The sequence below is a fragment of the Microbacterium gorillae genome, assembly GCF_050990725.1.
Taxonomy (GTDB): domain Bacteria; phylum Actinomycetota; class Actinomycetes; order Actinomycetales; family Microbacteriaceae; genus Microbacterium; species Microbacterium gorillae_A.
In genome coordinates this window covers 2,554,229-2,567,278 of the sequence record NZ_CP158844.1, presented here as the reverse complement: position 1 = coordinate 2,567,278, position 13,050 = coordinate 2,554,229, and the positions used below count along the sequence as shown (strand labels likewise).

Here is a 13,050-nt window from a genome sequence, read left to right as displayed (position 1 = left end):
AGGTGCCAACCTACGAATGACCGTCCGGCGGCTATTACCGCCGGACGGTTACGTATGGGCCGACCGCTTCGGCTCCTGTCTCGACGTCGCCAATGCGCGTGGGTGAAAGAGTCGCGTTGGCTCCCTGAAGACTTACAGCAAGTGGCATCTGATTGCCGCAGGCGCTCGCGAAATCTTCCCCGTTTACGGCGACGAAGCAGCTTTCATCGCCGTTCTCTGAAGACCACTTCCCGACGTAATAGTCGACGCCAGATTCATCCCGGCCAAGGTGCCGGACAGAGCCCTCCAGCGGTGCGGCATCCTTCACTGTCACAAAGGACGGCAACTCAGCCTTCTCCGCCTGACCGAACTGGTCTTCAGCCGTGCATCCCGTCAAAGCCACGGCGATGATTACCCCCAGTGCAGCGACTGCGTGCGCTTTCTTCATCTCAACACCTGCCCTTCCAAATCCACGATAGTGATGCGCCCCACGTCGCGAAAGGCCCCTAGGTCTGCGACGTCGGTTCACACAACGTTACGAGCAAGTAGGTCGCGGTCCGACACTTTGCAGAGGCTCGCAAGCGAATCCCACGCTCCGCGAGGGGTCCACTGATGCTGACGTGGCTACGTAGAATTGTCCTGATCGCCACGCACCTGACTATGGTGCGTGGCGATCGGTTGCGCCGGACACCCCTCAACTGGGGATGGTTCCCGCCGCATCTCATCTCGATCACCCCATTCGTCAGGTCGCCGGTTGCCCTGACGGAAGCCATGCCGGTGGTACCAGTGGGCGAGCCGGACAGCATCCTTGTCGTCGAAGTCGAACCCTGGACCGAAGGTGGCAGTGATGAGAAGCCGCTTCCTGTCTGCGTAGGCGCAGAGTTCCTGCAACGCTGCGGTACCCACGCCATAGCCACGGGCACGAGAGACAATGCCGCTCAGCCTGATGAAGCGGTACGGAATGCCCCGGGTGTCGTTGTTCTCGTCGACCTCAAATGTCAGAAGGCTCGTACTCCGATGAAGCTCGTTTGCGGTGGTGATCGGAGGGCGGGCGTGCACGGGTAGGAAGTCGCGAAGCCCGCGAATCCGACCCACGAGAGCTCCAACCTCTGCTTCAGCGTGCGCAAGGTCGCTTGCGCCTGTGCCGAGCTCCGTGTGTGCACGTGCGCGAGCCAGGATGGACACAAGCGTTCCCGCCTGTTCGTATAGCCCACTTTGGAGGACCTCCTCGACGTTGCGCGGAGGCCGCGGCATATTGCTGGCCTGTGGGAGAGGGGGAAGTACGCTCAGAAGGCCCCACTGTTCGCCGGCACCGACGCCGAGACCGACCATCACTCGTTCAAGGTGAGAAGCAGCAGCCTGAGCATCAGCGAGCTGGCCAAGCGCACGACGCTGGCGGACACGCGAGATTGGCCGTAGCCAAGATGCCCGCGGCTCGTGAAGTGATCGAGTGCAGGTCTCGATCTGCAGAAGCAAATCCCGATAAGCGCTGGCAGCCTGCTGACGCTCCTGCGCGGTCACGGTTGGTCGACAAACGCGGTGGGCGACAGCTCGGGGCCGTTGCTCATGCTGACACGGATCGCTTCGCACTCAGCGAGGAGCTCCATCATGGGCGACATCTTGGAGACGTCCATGCTGAAGGACGGCCCCGCCGCGGTGGAGAACATGACGTGTCCGGATCCGGTGTCGTCGAGCATCATCGACGCGCACCAATCGCTGCCGTCGACGGTCACGTCATGACGGGTGAGGATCGTCGTCTTCGACACCATCGATTCGCCCCGCATCCAATCCGCCGAGACGCCCCGGCTCACATCAGATTCTACGACCCGGGTCCGACAATCCCTGGTCCACCCTGGAATCGACGCGCGGGACGGGGTGAGTTCAAGCGTCCAGAGCGAGCGTCTGCTGGTCGCTCAGCGCCTGCAGGGACGGGAGGTAGTCGGCAGCGACCTCGGCGATCGCCTCCAGAAACGTGTTCATCAGGTAGTCCGGATCCGAACCGCGGGTCTGCGACTCCTCGGTGAGCACGCCGATCAGGTCGACGTAGTCGATGCCGGTGTCCGGATCGGCGGGAACGTCATGCAGCGCCTGGGCGGCGACCTGACCCATGATGTTCAGAAGAGCTCGAAGAGTCTCCTCCGAGCGCCCGTTCGCCTCCAGCTGCGACTCAACCGTCTCGACGATGCCTGCAGCGATCATCGACCACTGAGCGGGAACCAGGACCTCCACGAGGTCAGCGGCGGCGCGCAGAGCCCATTCCTGATCCTCGGGGACGGCCACGATCGAGGTTAGATCGATCTGGTCGAGGGTGATGTCCGCGCCGCCGGCGAGCCACATCTCGACCCTTGCCTGGTCGACGGGGTTGTCCGCGTCGAGGCCATGGTAGGCGAGGACGTCCAGCCAGGTGCCGTCGTCCGGGTTGTAGAGCCCGGAGTGGACCAGCTCGAGCGCGACCCGGATTGCCCACATCGCGTCCGACTCGATGTCTGTGTCCTCGACCGTGCCGCCGTGGTCCTCATCGATGACTCGGTACCGGTATCGGAGCGCGAGGTGCGGAGGAAGCCACATCAGCGGGTGCCACATGAACGACGGATCAGCGCTGGCCCAGCGCTCCGGCATGCCGAAGGCACCCTTCGAGGCGACGGGCAACGGGATTGCGGACAGGGGAGTGGCAAGCACCTTCTCCGGTGGCAGCCCGGATGCGTCCACGAACGCGTCGAAGCGGGTGATGTACTCCATCGGGTCACTGGTCAGGAGCAGCTGCTCGCCGGGCCCGTTCAGGAACGTCCGCCGCTTGATCTCGCTCACTTCGATCTCCTCATGATCTTGTCGTCTACTTCACCACCCCTGCGGCAATCTCGTGGCGCCGAGCACTGAAAGACGGCTCCAGCGGGCAGCTCAGAGCTATCGGCCGCGCATGTGCTGATCATGACCAGCAACATCCCCCTGCGTCGGAGCACATTCATCCCGCTCCCGACGGACGCCGTGCAGACCGAAGGCAGAGCCGCACGTCGGCACAAGGCCACACCCAGACGCGGCATCGGGCGACTCGCAGTCCTCTGGCGGGGCCGTGCAGACGCTGACGTTCGCGCTGGTTCTCGGTGACCGCCATGCGCTGCGAGATCATCCTGGACGGCACGCGGAACGGCCGATGCGACGACGAGAACGCCACACTCGTCGACACAGCCCTGGGGAGGCGGATCTGGGTCTGCGAGGGGCACCGGCTGGAAGAAGATGTCCCGGTCGTCGACCCCGAGCGGGCAGCCGACGAGCAACCCGGTCTCGCGCCACCCATGGCTATGACGGACGCACAGTCGCACGACCGTGAGGCCGACGCAACCGAGAGCGAGGATCGCTGATGGCCGGCGCATACTGCCAGTTCTGCAACCACCGATGCTTCGTCCTGCGCCGTCTCCCGAACGGCCAGGAGCTGCACGTGGCGACCTGCCTGCGGGGCGCGGCGTACGACCGCGAACGCACCGGCTACGACTTCCAGACATCGACCAACCCCAGCGACATCGCAGTCGACCCGGTGATCCTCAGCAGCGCCGTACGGTACGGGCTCGGTCGCTCCAGCTACATCGTGCACGTCATCGTTACGAACGTGATCGCGGCATGGCCGAATCTCACTGAGGGAACTCGGGAAGTGATACGGCGCGACGTCAAGGACGCCGTCGACGCAGGTCGGGTTGGGAGTGACGCCGATCGGCAGGAATGGGTACGACTCCTCGCCGCTACCGAGCTGACAGTCGGTGCCGGAACCCCGCGCTCTTGACGTCAGATGCCGCGCATGTGGAGTCCATGAGCACCATCTCAGTCGTCATCACCTACCGCGCCGACATCCCTGAGGATGTGAAGACTCGACTGGATGAGTTCGCGGTTCAGATGAGCCGCGATCACCAGGTGGACGTTGCGGTCGAGTCCATCGACGTCTGCCGGCGATGCGGATGCACGGACGATGATGCGTGCTTCGGCGGCTGCTCGTGGGTGAACGAGTCGCGCGACCTGTGCTCGTCCTGTATTGGCGAGCCGGACGCCGAGCCCGCTGACGTCGACGACAACATCGACGTGGTCATCATGCCGCTCGCGCTGCCGAACGTGATCCGCATCGACCCGAGCACTCCTCTGGCGCCGGCGCCGACCACCAACCCGAGCTTCGGCCGCACCGAGCTCGAGTGCCCCGTGTGCGAAGAGAAGTTCCTGGTACGCCGATGGCATGGACCGGCGCTACGCGTGCGGTGCCCACGCTGCTCCCATGGCTGGAGCCAGATGAATGACGTGGTCGGGGGAGTCGCGTGACCGCCCTGGATACCGTCACTACGGCCACCACAGCGGTGGACCGCACACGTGAACCGGACCTGCGCTTCGCCGTTCGCGGCATCCCCGGCCCCCAGGGCTCGAAGGACTTCAAGGGATTCAGCCGCGCTGGCCATGCCATCCTCGTCGAGTCATCGAAGCTGGTGAAACCCTGGCGGCAGGACGTTGCTGTAGCCGCCGTTGACGCGATGGACGGCCATGGGAGCTGGCGGGCACTGACCGGCCCCGTGCACATCGTGATCGAGTTCTTTTTGCCGCGACCGAAGTCTCAGCCACGAACCCGCCGCACACTCCCGATCACGTCGCCAGACCTTGACAAGCTCGTCCGCGCCACTGGAGATGCGCTGAAGACGGCGGGGGTTTACCGCGATGATGCACTGGTCACCGACATCACCACCAGGAAGAGGTACGTCGTTCAAGACCCGGCCCTCGGGCACCCGTGGGAGCTTCCCGGCGCGGGCGCTGTGATCAGCGTCTTCGCTCTGACTGAGGACGAGACCTGGGCGGATCAGCCGCTCGATCTGGCCGTGTCCACTCGGTTCCCCGTTCCTACTCTCCCTCAGCCGATTGTCGACTTCGCAGTTCACACTCCCCTGTTCGAAGCGGACAGCGGGTTCGGTCAGGTGTTCACCGTCTCGGCAGGCGCGACAGACGGTCAAGCCATGCAAGTCGCACGCAGGGTGCTTGCGATCGTCGACAAGCGCGAGAGTGCGGCGGGCCCGGCGGTCACTCTCGTCATCGAAGGGGGCGTGACCCGCTTGTCATCGGTGACCGGACGCCCGGACACGGCTCTGCAATCGACGGTGAGCGACATCGCGACCCGCGGACCTGGCGTGGGCGTCTCCGTGCTTCTCGCTGACGCGATCAGGTAGGTCAGCCCCGTTGCTGTTCCACTGCAGCGATGACGGCTCTGGGCGTGGCTCCGAACAGGTCCGCGTCTGTGATCGTGAACCCGTGCGCGGCAAAGAACGCGGTCCGATCGCGCGGATCGGACGACATGTCGAGCTCGCCTGCGATGAATGTGCATTGGTGACCTTCCGCCTCCTCCGCGAACGCTCGCACCAGCCTGCCGCCAATCCCGTCGCCGCGAGCAGCTTTGTCGACATACAGGCGCGTCAGAAACGCATGCTGCCCAGCCGGAAGGTCGAGGGAGTCGAATGCCCTGTTGTCGCGAAAGTCGTTCCCGAAGGTGCCAGTTATCACCCCGACGATGTCGTCGCCCTCCCAGGCCAGTAGGTCCACGTACGGCCGGTGCGGTACCCGGTACCAGCCCCGCGCCACCGCGTCGAGGTCGTCTGCGCGCCCGAGCATTGCGACAAGCTGGGGGCGGTCAGAAGGTCGGAGACGTTCGATGCGCACTGGTCAAGCAGACCATAGACGCGCCGGCCATGCCTACTCGGCAGCGTGAGCAAGGTCAGCGCCGGAGAACCACGCCGAGATGCTCGGGCGTCCCGTCATGAGGTTGCGGGGGTCCGGCTCGCTGACTTCATAGCCACGGGCGGTGAGCAGCTCAGTGATCTGAGCAAACGGAGGTTCATTGTCGCCGTACCAGCTGATCGTGACTCCGCTCCAGCTGCGAAGCGTGCCTGGCCAGCTGCAGGTCACTTCAGTGCACCCGAAGCCGTGCGCGTCGACCGGGACAACGAACCTGCACGCGCGATGGCGGATGCCGGCGCTGGTGAAACCTGCCCGGCAGAGGATCTGACTGATGGATCGGCTCCTAGGGATGGGCTGTGTCACGGTGCCCTTCCGATCAGATGAGGCCATGCTCAACCCCGTAGATGATGTAGCGGCGGTACTCGTCCTGCTGCTGGCGCGTGAGGGCAGCGAAGTCGAGCTTCCAGTCCCCGACCACCAGGAACGAGCCGACATCCCCCGTGACCGCACCTGGAATCGTGACAATCTGCTCCCTCAATGAAGCGAGTCGATCGCGGAAGGTTCCCTCTGTGAGCGTTTCGCTGGGTTCGATGGTCAGCGGGGTTCCGCTGCGCCACTCGTGCTCGTCCGTCAGCGGGGAGTCGATGAGCCCGAGCTCTCGAAGCCATCGGATGGGTGGATCCTCGGTGTTCTGCCCAGGAGCGACGGACACTCCCACCGCTGCCGCGGTTTCGTGCATGGTGAGGATCGCCTCGGCATAACTGTCGGCCGGGAAATAGCCGACATCCGCGGCGGCCATCGAGGTGTCAGGTGCCGGCAACACAGCGACGGTGAGCGGCTCGGTGAACGGTGCGTCGTCGACCACCGGCGCGCGATACACAGGCTCCGGCGTGACCTGCCAGACGGCACCGTCGATGGCGGCAAACTGATCCATGCGCGCCTGGACAGCCCGCGCGGCTTCCTCCGCTGTCGCGGTCGATACGGCAGGGGAGCGCTCCGCCTCTTGACGCAGCCACTCCTCGTCGGCGGGTACGGGGCGAAGCTCGTAGACCCGGCCGGGCTCGAACGGCGCCCACACTTGAGGGGATGCGAAGACCGGTGAACCTGCACTCCCGCCAGTGCCCGCATCCGCACCCACCGCAGCTTCGTCGCCACGATGTTCCCCGGAAGCGGTCACCGGTCGCTGCTGGTTCTCCGGCCTGCCACCTGCCAGCGCTCCGCCCGCAGCTCCACGCTCAGATCCCTCGCCCCAGGCTGCGGCCTGCGGGGCGACAGGGATGACCCGACCTGATTCGCGGTCCTCAACGCCCCAGACCTGACGGAACAGCTGGCCGTCGACCTGCCGGTACTCGCGTGCGATTTCGTCGCCGGACGCCGACGCGGCACCAGAGACCACGATCGAGATGGGCGCTTGACGAGACGTGTAGGAAGGGATCGAGACGTTCGTGATGAACGACTGGATCGGAGAAGCCGCAGCGTCCACAGTCGGTGACGAGGCCGGAACACCACCTTCCCGGTGCTTCGGCACCGTATCGGCTCGAGACCGGCTCGACGCAGATGAACGGGCCGCCGGCGATAGACGCTCCGCACTCTCCGGAATGCCGTGCAACGCCGAAGACAGTAGCTGACGCCAGTTGATCCGGACCTTGGCTCTGAGGAGCTCCGCAGCCCCCGACAACGTTCCAGCCGGAGGCGGCGTAGGCCGGGCAGCGAACTGGCCGCCGCCGGGCCCCGTCGATCGGTGCAGGTTCCCCTGGGCATCCATTGTCGGCAAGCTCATTACGCCTCCTTCACACCCCACCCCTGCGGCGAGAACCCGCGTGGATCGCAGAACCCCATCCGCGAGGTGGCCCGCGATCATGTCCGCACCGCGCACGTGCCGCGCATGAGATAGGTATGGACTACTTCATCGCTCAGTACCGCCACTTCGTCGAAACCCACGATGGCGCATACCCGCGTGCTCACGTACCCGAAGAGCGCGAGCTTGCCCTGTGGATGCAGAACACAGGAGCGCTGCAGGAGGCGGGCCAGCTCGACCCGAACACCGCTGCGGCGTTGAACCTGATCGACGGATGGGCCAGCCACGACCACGACCGACGCTGGTTCGATCGGCTGCGCGAGTACGAGCTGTGGGTGAAGGATCATGATGGCGAGCATCCACGGATGAACGGCATCGGCACCACGCCATACGAACGAGGGCTCGGGATGTGGGCAAGCCACCAGCGGCGCACGCTCCGCGCGCAAGACCAGGGCTGCCGAAACCCCAACGTTCGAGCGAGAATCCTGCAGAAGCGGATCCCGTCCTTGCTGAACAAACGGGTGGACGGCTTGGGAGCGTCGGCTCTCCGAGTACGTTGCCTGGACCACAGCTCATGGCTCAGCGCCCGATGCAACTTCGACCGCCGCAAGCGAGGCGTCGTTGGGAAAGTGGCTCTACCGCCAGATCGACGAACTCAACCTGGACCGGTTGGCCGCAGACCGCATCAGTGCCCTGGACCGCGCGGTTCCTGGCTGGTCCGCGCACGTCGACCTGACATGGGATGGCAGGCTCGCACGCTACGCCAAGTTCGTGGAGTCGAACGGCGGCTGCGCCCCGAGAGATGGCACGGGGAACAAGTTCGAGCAGTTCCTGTACAACTGGGATCTTGCACAGCGAGCCGCAGCGTCTGACGGCACCCTTGACGCAGCTCGGGCACGCGAGTTCACTGCCGTGAACCCGTCGCGTGCGCATTCCGCAGCGTGCAAGCACAAGAACCACCCGCGTCGTCGCTGACTCGGCGGCGAAGCCCGCACATGGTCAAGCGGTCGGAAGTACCGCCGCGCATGTGGTGAGCATGACCGTTGCCGCCATCGCTGAGCTGATCCCTACTGAATCTCGGGGCGACCTGACCGCCGATCCGCTCGGACTGCTCACCGCCGCGGTGAGGGTCGCTACCGGGAACCCGGAGGCACTTCCTCGCCCTGGGCAGGCGAGTCTCCGGCGAGACATCGATGCGGCGATCGGCACGCACACCGCGTGCGTCGCGGTCGCCCCGACGGGCTCAGGGAAGTCGCTGGCAACCCTCACTGCGGCCTTCACGGCAGCGATCGAGCATGACGAGCGTACGGTCCTCTCCACCGATTCGCTCGCCCTCATGGGGCAGCTGCAGGACAAGGATGTCCACACCGTCCAGGCAGCTGCCGCGGCCCTGTACCCGGAGCGGCCCGTCACGGTCGCATTCGTGAAGGGCGTGGCGAACTACGTCGATCCTGCGAAGGTGATCGCTACCGCCCAAACCCTCACCGGCAACACGAACGCCACCTCGTACACCACGCTGGCAGAGGAGCTGACCGATGGGCGCCGCCTGAAAGGGCTTGATCAGTTCCCTGATGCGGGCAGCGAGTCCGCGTTCCGCAAGCTCGTCGTGTGGGCGCTGCGACAGTACACGGCCCAGCACGCACTCGATGTGGGCGACCGCCACTCCTGCCCAATCGAGCACACCGTCGCTGCCTGGCAGACCGTGTCGTCGTCATCCTCGGAGGCAGACGACGGCTCACGCTACGGGGTCATCAGCAAGGCGCAACTCGCCAAGGACCAGGGGGCGAACGCTGACATCATCGTCACGAACCACTCGATCCTCGCTGTCCAAGCTGCGCTCGGCCTGCCGATCATCGTTGGTTCCTCGAAGTTCGGACCCATTGACCACATCATCGTTGATGAGGCCCACACCCTTCCTGGTCATGTTCGCTCTCAGGGCGCCACGAAGCTTTCGGGAGGGCAGATCCTGTCGATCGCCCGCCAGGCATACCGAGCGGCCGGACGACCGTCAGGTCGCCTGCAGCGCTGGAACGATGAAGCCGAAACGGTCGCTCGATACGTGGATCAGGCGCTGTCGAAGTTCCTCGCGGGTCAGCGAGATGGCGTCCGACGACTTGGCGAAAACGACAATCCCGTGGGGGAGATCGAGGAAGTCGTCCGGGGGTGGGCGGAGATCGGGGCGAAAGCGCTGGCGCCCTTTGCGGACGAGAGCGACGTCTCGAAGCGCATCAAGGCCGTTGCTGTGCTTGACCGAATCGAAAAGATGCGGGCAACGGTCCGGTCCCTCACGAAGCATCGAACGGGTTGGGCTCGCTGGATCGAGCGTGAACAGCCCCGCAGCGACGGCAGTGTCTGGGCTGCCGCGAACATCTCACCGATCAGTGTTGGGTGGATGCTCAACGACAACCTCTGGACGACGACCGATGAGAATGGCGAGACCTACCACCTGTCGGTGACAGCACTGTCCGCGACCCTCCCGATCAACTACGCGCAGCAGGCCGGCCTCACCGCAGAACGTCGGACGTACCCATCACCGTTCGAGGACGCCTACGCCGGCAGCGCGCTGTTCATTCCGCAGCTGGAATCGGAAGCCGAGCTGCACGTCCTCACCCGAGAGGGGTATCGGAACCGGCGCTCATTCGACTCGTCGCAGCACCCCGCATGGGCGATGAAGATCATCACCGATCTCGTGCGAGCGAACCGGGGACGGGCCCTCGTGCTGGCTGCGAAAGCGGCTGACGGGAAGATGTACGCCGAGCACCTCCGCCGAGCGCTCCCGCACCTGACGATCCACTCGCAGTGGGATGGTGGAACGACGTCACGGCTCGTGACGGACTGGCGTGAGGATGTCGCATCAGTGCTGGTCGGGACGAAGTCCCTCATGACTGGTGTCGACGTGAGCGGCGAGGGCAACAGCCTCGTGATCGTCGACCGGATCCCTCGTTCCCCGTCGAACCCGATCGATGATGCTCGGGTTGAGGAGCTTGAGGCTCGCACCGGTGACCGCTGGGCGGCGGACCGTTTCGTCTACGCCGTGGACGCAGCCCTCCTGCTGTGTCAGGCAGCTGGCCGGCTCATTCGGCACACTGAGGACCGCGGGATGGTCGCCGTCCTCGATCCGCGTCTGCTGAAGGGTCCTGGTGGCAAGCCGGGCCCGATCACGTACCCCGAGCCGACGAGGCAGATCTATATGGAGGCCCTGTACCCATTCGGGCAGAAGTTCGCGGCCCGTGATCAGGCGATCGCGTGGCTCGAAGCACGTCCCTGATGGGGCTCCGGTCGCGTGCTTGCCGCGGCTGTGATCACAGTGGCTGAACTGTAACCTCAGCCTCCCGAGCGCGCTGGAATCCCGGGAGTACGTTTCGAATCGGGAGTATGCAGAGACCCGATCTGCAGATCGCGCCACGGGAATGGCGCGCTCCTGGGATGCGGGAAGGCGTGGGAATCGACCCGCTATTCGTCGATCCGTCACGCACTCTCACGTGCGGACGCGAGTGTGGGGAGTGCGCTATGCAGGCAGTACACGAACGCTCTGACGGTGAGCTCATTCGCGCCGTTCGAGCCGGCGATATGGATGCGTACGGGATCCTCTGGACGCGCTATGCGGACGCCGCGCAGCAGTGCGCGCGAGTCGTCGCTCGGGTGGCGGACCCTGACGACATGGTTGCCGAGGCGTTCACCGCAACGCTGCAGGCGATCGTTCGTGGCGGTGGCCCCGATGATCGATTCCGCGCGTATGTGCTGACCGTGATCAGGAATCTTGCCGCGAAGCAGTGGAAGGGCGCGCCTCTTGCGTCGCTGGACGAGATGGATGACTGGCAGATGCCCCCAGCTTTCGACGATGGATTCGAGGAGACGGACACTCGGGTGGTGCTTCAGGCAGCGTTTCAGGAGCTACCACCTCGGCATCGCGACCTGCTGTGGCTGATGGAAGTCGAAGGCTTGAAGACACGGGAGGTGAGTGAGCTGATGGGGATCACCCCGAACGCCGTCTCGAACGTGGTCGCCCGCGCGCGAGCGAACCTGAAACGCGCGTTGTCGACGCCTGGGAAGGCGGCCTGAGGCGGTGGCGACCTGGAGCTCAGCTGCTCCTGGCCGCGCGCTTCTGAGCGTGACGGGCCTTTTCCTCCTCGCGCCACTGCTGCGTGCGCTCATCAGGCAGCTCGACCTGGAAGTAATAGAGGACGTTGAAGTAGTCGGTCTGCGACTCGACCTCGGCATCCTGCCATTGCTCTCCGATGATGGAGATTGTCCGGTTCAGCTCGTGAGCCCAGGGATGTCGGCCGCGGAATCCGTCGTGAGTCATCACGTACTGCTGATCGTCCGTGATGCCCTCGCATGAGACGGTGATCGACTGGCCGCCGGCGAACTTGCTCGTGTGGACCCGGTACGTGAGGTGGTCGGGGAGAGCGCCAACCTTCTGCGCCTTCTTCAGGTCTTCACGGATCCGCTTGGAGATCTCGGCCGCGTCGTAGAGCCGCTCATCTGATCGGCCGCCGGTGAATCGATTCCCGTATGCCCCGCCGTCGTTGTCAGTGCCGTGGACGCGGATGCCAGCGAATACCAGGCGGTCGATGTTGACCTTGTGTCGGAGCTCATGCAGTTCGCGGTCGTCATCGCCTGCATCAACGAAGAGACCGTTACTGGACCAGTCGACTTCCAAGCGAACGAGGTCGCCCTTGTCATCGATCGTCGCTCGCGAGGTGATCGGATCCCCGTACCCCGCCGTCGACCAGCCGACGCGCGTGCGGCCATCGGCATCAGGGGCGAAGGTGATCAGCTCACCGGTGACGCCAGCCGCCGTGGCCAGCGACTCGAGGGCGAACGCGGGAGAGCGCACTTCCTCAGGCGTCGGCGCCGCAGTTGGCAACGCCTCGAGCCCGGACGCGGGTGCGCTGTTGGTCTTCCTCGTGAACTGCCCGGCGCCGGCTGTGCCTTTGCTGGCGTGATGGTTGCCGTGGTCGTCGATAGTGCTCATGACTACATGAGGGCGGCAGGCGAGGCGGGATGCTCAGAGGTTCGCCTCGTCGATGATCTTGTACGCGTCGTTCTCACCGACACCGGTGCCAGGCACCCACTTCAGGCCATCCGAGTACCCGGTGCCGTCCTCGTCTCGAAATCCAGCGATGAGCTCAAGGCTGTCTGCGTTGCACCTTTCGTCGTACCGCTCAGTGAACACCATCGCCGCCTCTTCCAGAGCATCGTCGGCTGTGAGGGCTTCGACGGTGACGTACTCATGATCGTCACCCTCGACCAGCCAGGTCAGCCGCTCATCACGCTGCTGCGGCAGAGGCGCGAACTCGATAGACGTCCCCTCAGCCGCTTCACTCGCGGCACACCTCACGCAGTAGTGCGGCTCGTCCGCCGCTCGGTAGCCACGGTTGACCCCGCCAACCCTGAACGTGGCCGGGGATGCCCTGCACATGGAGCATTGGCGTCCACCCTCCGACGGTTGCAGGCTTTCGGATGGCGCAGAGTTGCTCTTCGTCGTGAACTGGCCTGCGCCGGGCGTGCCCGCGGTCATGTGATGGTTGCCGAGGTTATCGATCGTGCTCATGCCTACATGAGTGCGGCTGCCG

Annotated in this window: 14 protein-coding genes and 1 pseudogene; 7 read left to right on the top strand and 8 right to left on the bottom strand. The window is 65.0% G+C overall.

The features are described 5' to 3' along the window. Positions 1 to 34: 34 nt before the first annotated feature. From ABTV68_RS11840 to ABTV68_RS11830, 3 genes are all read right to left on the bottom strand, one after another. Entirely contained in the window at positions 35 to 427 is a 393-nt protein-coding gene (locus ABTV68_RS11840; RefSeq protein ID WP_433673881.1) for a hypothetical protein, read from the bottom strand. Between the two features lie 1,069 nt (positions 428 to 1,496). After that, complete coding sequence (locus ABTV68_RS11835; protein ID WP_433673880.1) at positions 1,497 to 1,790, bottom strand: hypothetical protein; 294 nt, start codon at positions 1,788 to 1,790, stop codon at positions 1,497 to 1,499. 70 nt (positions 1,791 to 1,860) lie between these two features. Then, positions 1,861 to 2,787 (bottom strand): hypothetical protein, encoded by a 927-nt coding sequence (locus tag ABTV68_RS11830; protein WP_433673879.1) that lies wholly within the window; start codon positions 2,785 to 2,787, stop codon positions 1,861 to 1,863. Positions 2,788 to 3,080: 293 nt separating this feature from the next. On the opposite strand from ABTV68_RS11830, the gene ABTV68_RS11825 reads away from it, so the two are divergent. From ABTV68_RS11825 to ABTV68_RS11810, 4 genes are read left to right on the top strand one after another with little or no spacing between them, the layout of a single operon-like run. Then, positions 3,081 to 3,338, top strand: a complete 258-nt coding sequence (locus ABTV68_RS11825) for a hypothetical protein (protein ID WP_433673878.1) — start codon at positions 3,081 to 3,083, stop codon at positions 3,336 to 3,338. Continuing rightward, a complete protein-coding gene (locus tag ABTV68_RS11820; protein ID WP_433673877.1) occupies positions 3,338 to 3,754 on the top strand; it encodes a hypothetical protein in 417 nt (138 codons plus the stop codon). Before ABTV68_RS11825 ends, ABTV68_RS11820 begins: the two co-directional genes overlap by 1 nt. A gap of 26 nt (positions 3,755 to 3,780) precedes the next feature. After that, the gene (locus tag ABTV68_RS11815; protein ID WP_433673876.1) at positions 3,781 to 4,278 is read left to right on the top strand and encodes a hypothetical protein; all 498 of its coding nucleotides are present in this window, start codon (positions 3,781 to 3,783) and stop codon (positions 4,276 to 4,278) included. After that, positions 4,275 to 5,168, top strand: a complete 894-nt coding sequence (locus ABTV68_RS11810; protein ID WP_433673875.1) for a RusA family crossover junction endodeoxyribonuclease — start codon at positions 4,275 to 4,277, stop codon at positions 5,166 to 5,168. The genes ABTV68_RS11815 and ABTV68_RS11810 overlap by 4 nt, the downstream gene beginning before the upstream one ends. 1 nt (position 5,169) lies before the next feature. Here the strand turns inward: ABTV68_RS11810 and ABTV68_RS11805 are convergent, their stop codons facing one another. From ABTV68_RS11805 to ABTV68_RS11795, 3 genes are all read right to left on the bottom strand, one after another. Further along, positions 5,170 to 5,607 (bottom strand): N-acetyltransferase family protein, encoded by a 438-nt coding sequence (locus tag ABTV68_RS11805; RefSeq protein WP_433673874.1) that lies wholly within the window; start codon positions 5,605 to 5,607, stop codon positions 5,170 to 5,172. Between the two features lie 442 nt (positions 5,608 to 6,049). Beyond that, entirely contained in the window at positions 6,050 to 7,156 is a 1,107-nt protein-coding gene (locus tag ABTV68_RS11800) for a hypothetical protein (RefSeq protein WP_433673873.1), read from the bottom strand. Positions 7,157 to 7,530: 374 nt separating this feature from the next. Then, on the bottom strand, positions 7,531 to 7,830 hold the full coding sequence (locus ABTV68_RS11795) for a hypothetical protein (RefSeq protein ID WP_433673872.1): 300 nt from the start codon (positions 7,828 to 7,830) through the stop codon (positions 7,531 to 7,533). A 226-nt stretch (positions 7,831 to 8,056) separates the two neighbouring features. Between ABTV68_RS11795 and ABTV68_RS11790 the strand changes: the two are divergent. From ABTV68_RS11790 to ABTV68_RS11780, 3 genes and pseudogenes are all read left to right on the top strand, one after another. After that, positions 8,057 to 8,446: pseudogene (locus tag ABTV68_RS11790) on the top strand (hypothetical protein); the annotation flags it as partial. A gap of 61 nt (positions 8,447 to 8,507) precedes the next feature. Next, entirely contained in the window at positions 8,508 to 10,739 is a 2,232-nt protein-coding gene (locus ABTV68_RS11785) for an ATP-dependent DNA helicase (protein WP_433673871.1), read from the top strand. Positions 10,740 to 10,981: 242 nt separating this feature from the next. Next, complete coding sequence (locus tag ABTV68_RS11780; protein ID WP_433673870.1) at positions 10,982 to 11,533, top strand: RNA polymerase sigma factor; 552 nt, start codon at positions 10,982 to 10,984, stop codon at positions 11,531 to 11,533. Between the two features lie 19 nt (positions 11,534 to 11,552). Here ABTV68_RS11780 and ABTV68_RS11775 read toward each other — a convergent pair whose 3' ends face one another. Together ABTV68_RS11775 and ABTV68_RS11770 are read right to left on the bottom strand one after the other, a co-directional pair. Continuing rightward, positions 11,553 to 12,449, bottom strand: a complete 897-nt coding sequence (locus ABTV68_RS11775) for a hypothetical protein (RefSeq protein ID WP_433673869.1) — start codon at positions 12,447 to 12,449, stop codon at positions 11,553 to 11,555. Between the two features lie 33 nt (positions 12,450 to 12,482). Further along, positions 12,483 to 12,995 carry a hypothetical protein gene (locus ABTV68_RS11770; RefSeq protein WP_433673868.1) on the bottom strand — a complete coding sequence of 171 codons (513 nt, stop codon included), beginning with the start codon at positions 12,993 to 12,995 and terminating at the stop codon, positions 12,483 to 12,485. Between the last annotated feature and the right edge of the window lie 55 nt (positions 12,996 to 13,050).

Excerpts from the sequence above, each read along its gene's own strand:
- ABTV68_RS11840 (WP_433673881.1), bottom strand. The coding sequence starts at position 427 with ATGAAGAAAGCGCACGCAGTCGCTGCACTGGGGGTAATCATCGCCGTG.
- ABTV68_RS11820 (WP_433673877.1), top strand. The coding sequence starts at position 3,338 with ATGGCCGGCGCATACTGCCAGTTCTGCAACCACCGATGCTTCGTCCTG.
- ABTV68_RS11815 (WP_433673876.1), top strand. The coding sequence starts at position 3,781 with ATGAGCACCATCTCAGTCGTCATCACCTACCGCGCCGACATCCCTGAG.
- ABTV68_RS11805 (WP_433673874.1), bottom strand. The coding sequence starts at position 5,607 with ATGCTCGGGCGCGCAGACGACCTCGACGCGGTGGCGCGGGGCTGGTAC.
- ABTV68_RS11795 (WP_433673872.1), bottom strand. The coding sequence starts at position 7,830 with ATGCTCGCCATCATGATCCTTCACCCACAGCTCGTACTCGCGCAGCCG.
- ABTV68_RS11785 (WP_433673871.1), top strand. The coding sequence starts at position 8,508 with ATGACCGTTGCCGCCATCGCTGAGCTGATCCCTACTGAATCTCGGGGC.
- ABTV68_RS11780 (WP_433673870.1), top strand. The coding sequence starts at position 10,982 with ATGCAGGCAGTACACGAACGCTCTGACGGTGAGCTCATTCGCGCCGTT.
- ABTV68_RS11775 (WP_433673869.1), bottom strand. The coding sequence starts at position 12,449 with ATGAGCACTATCGACGACCACGGCAACCATCACGCCAGCAAAGGCACA.
- ABTV68_RS11770 (WP_433673868.1), bottom strand. The coding sequence starts at position 12,995 with ATGACCGCGGGCACGCCCGGCGCAGGCCAGTTCACGACGAAGAGCAAC.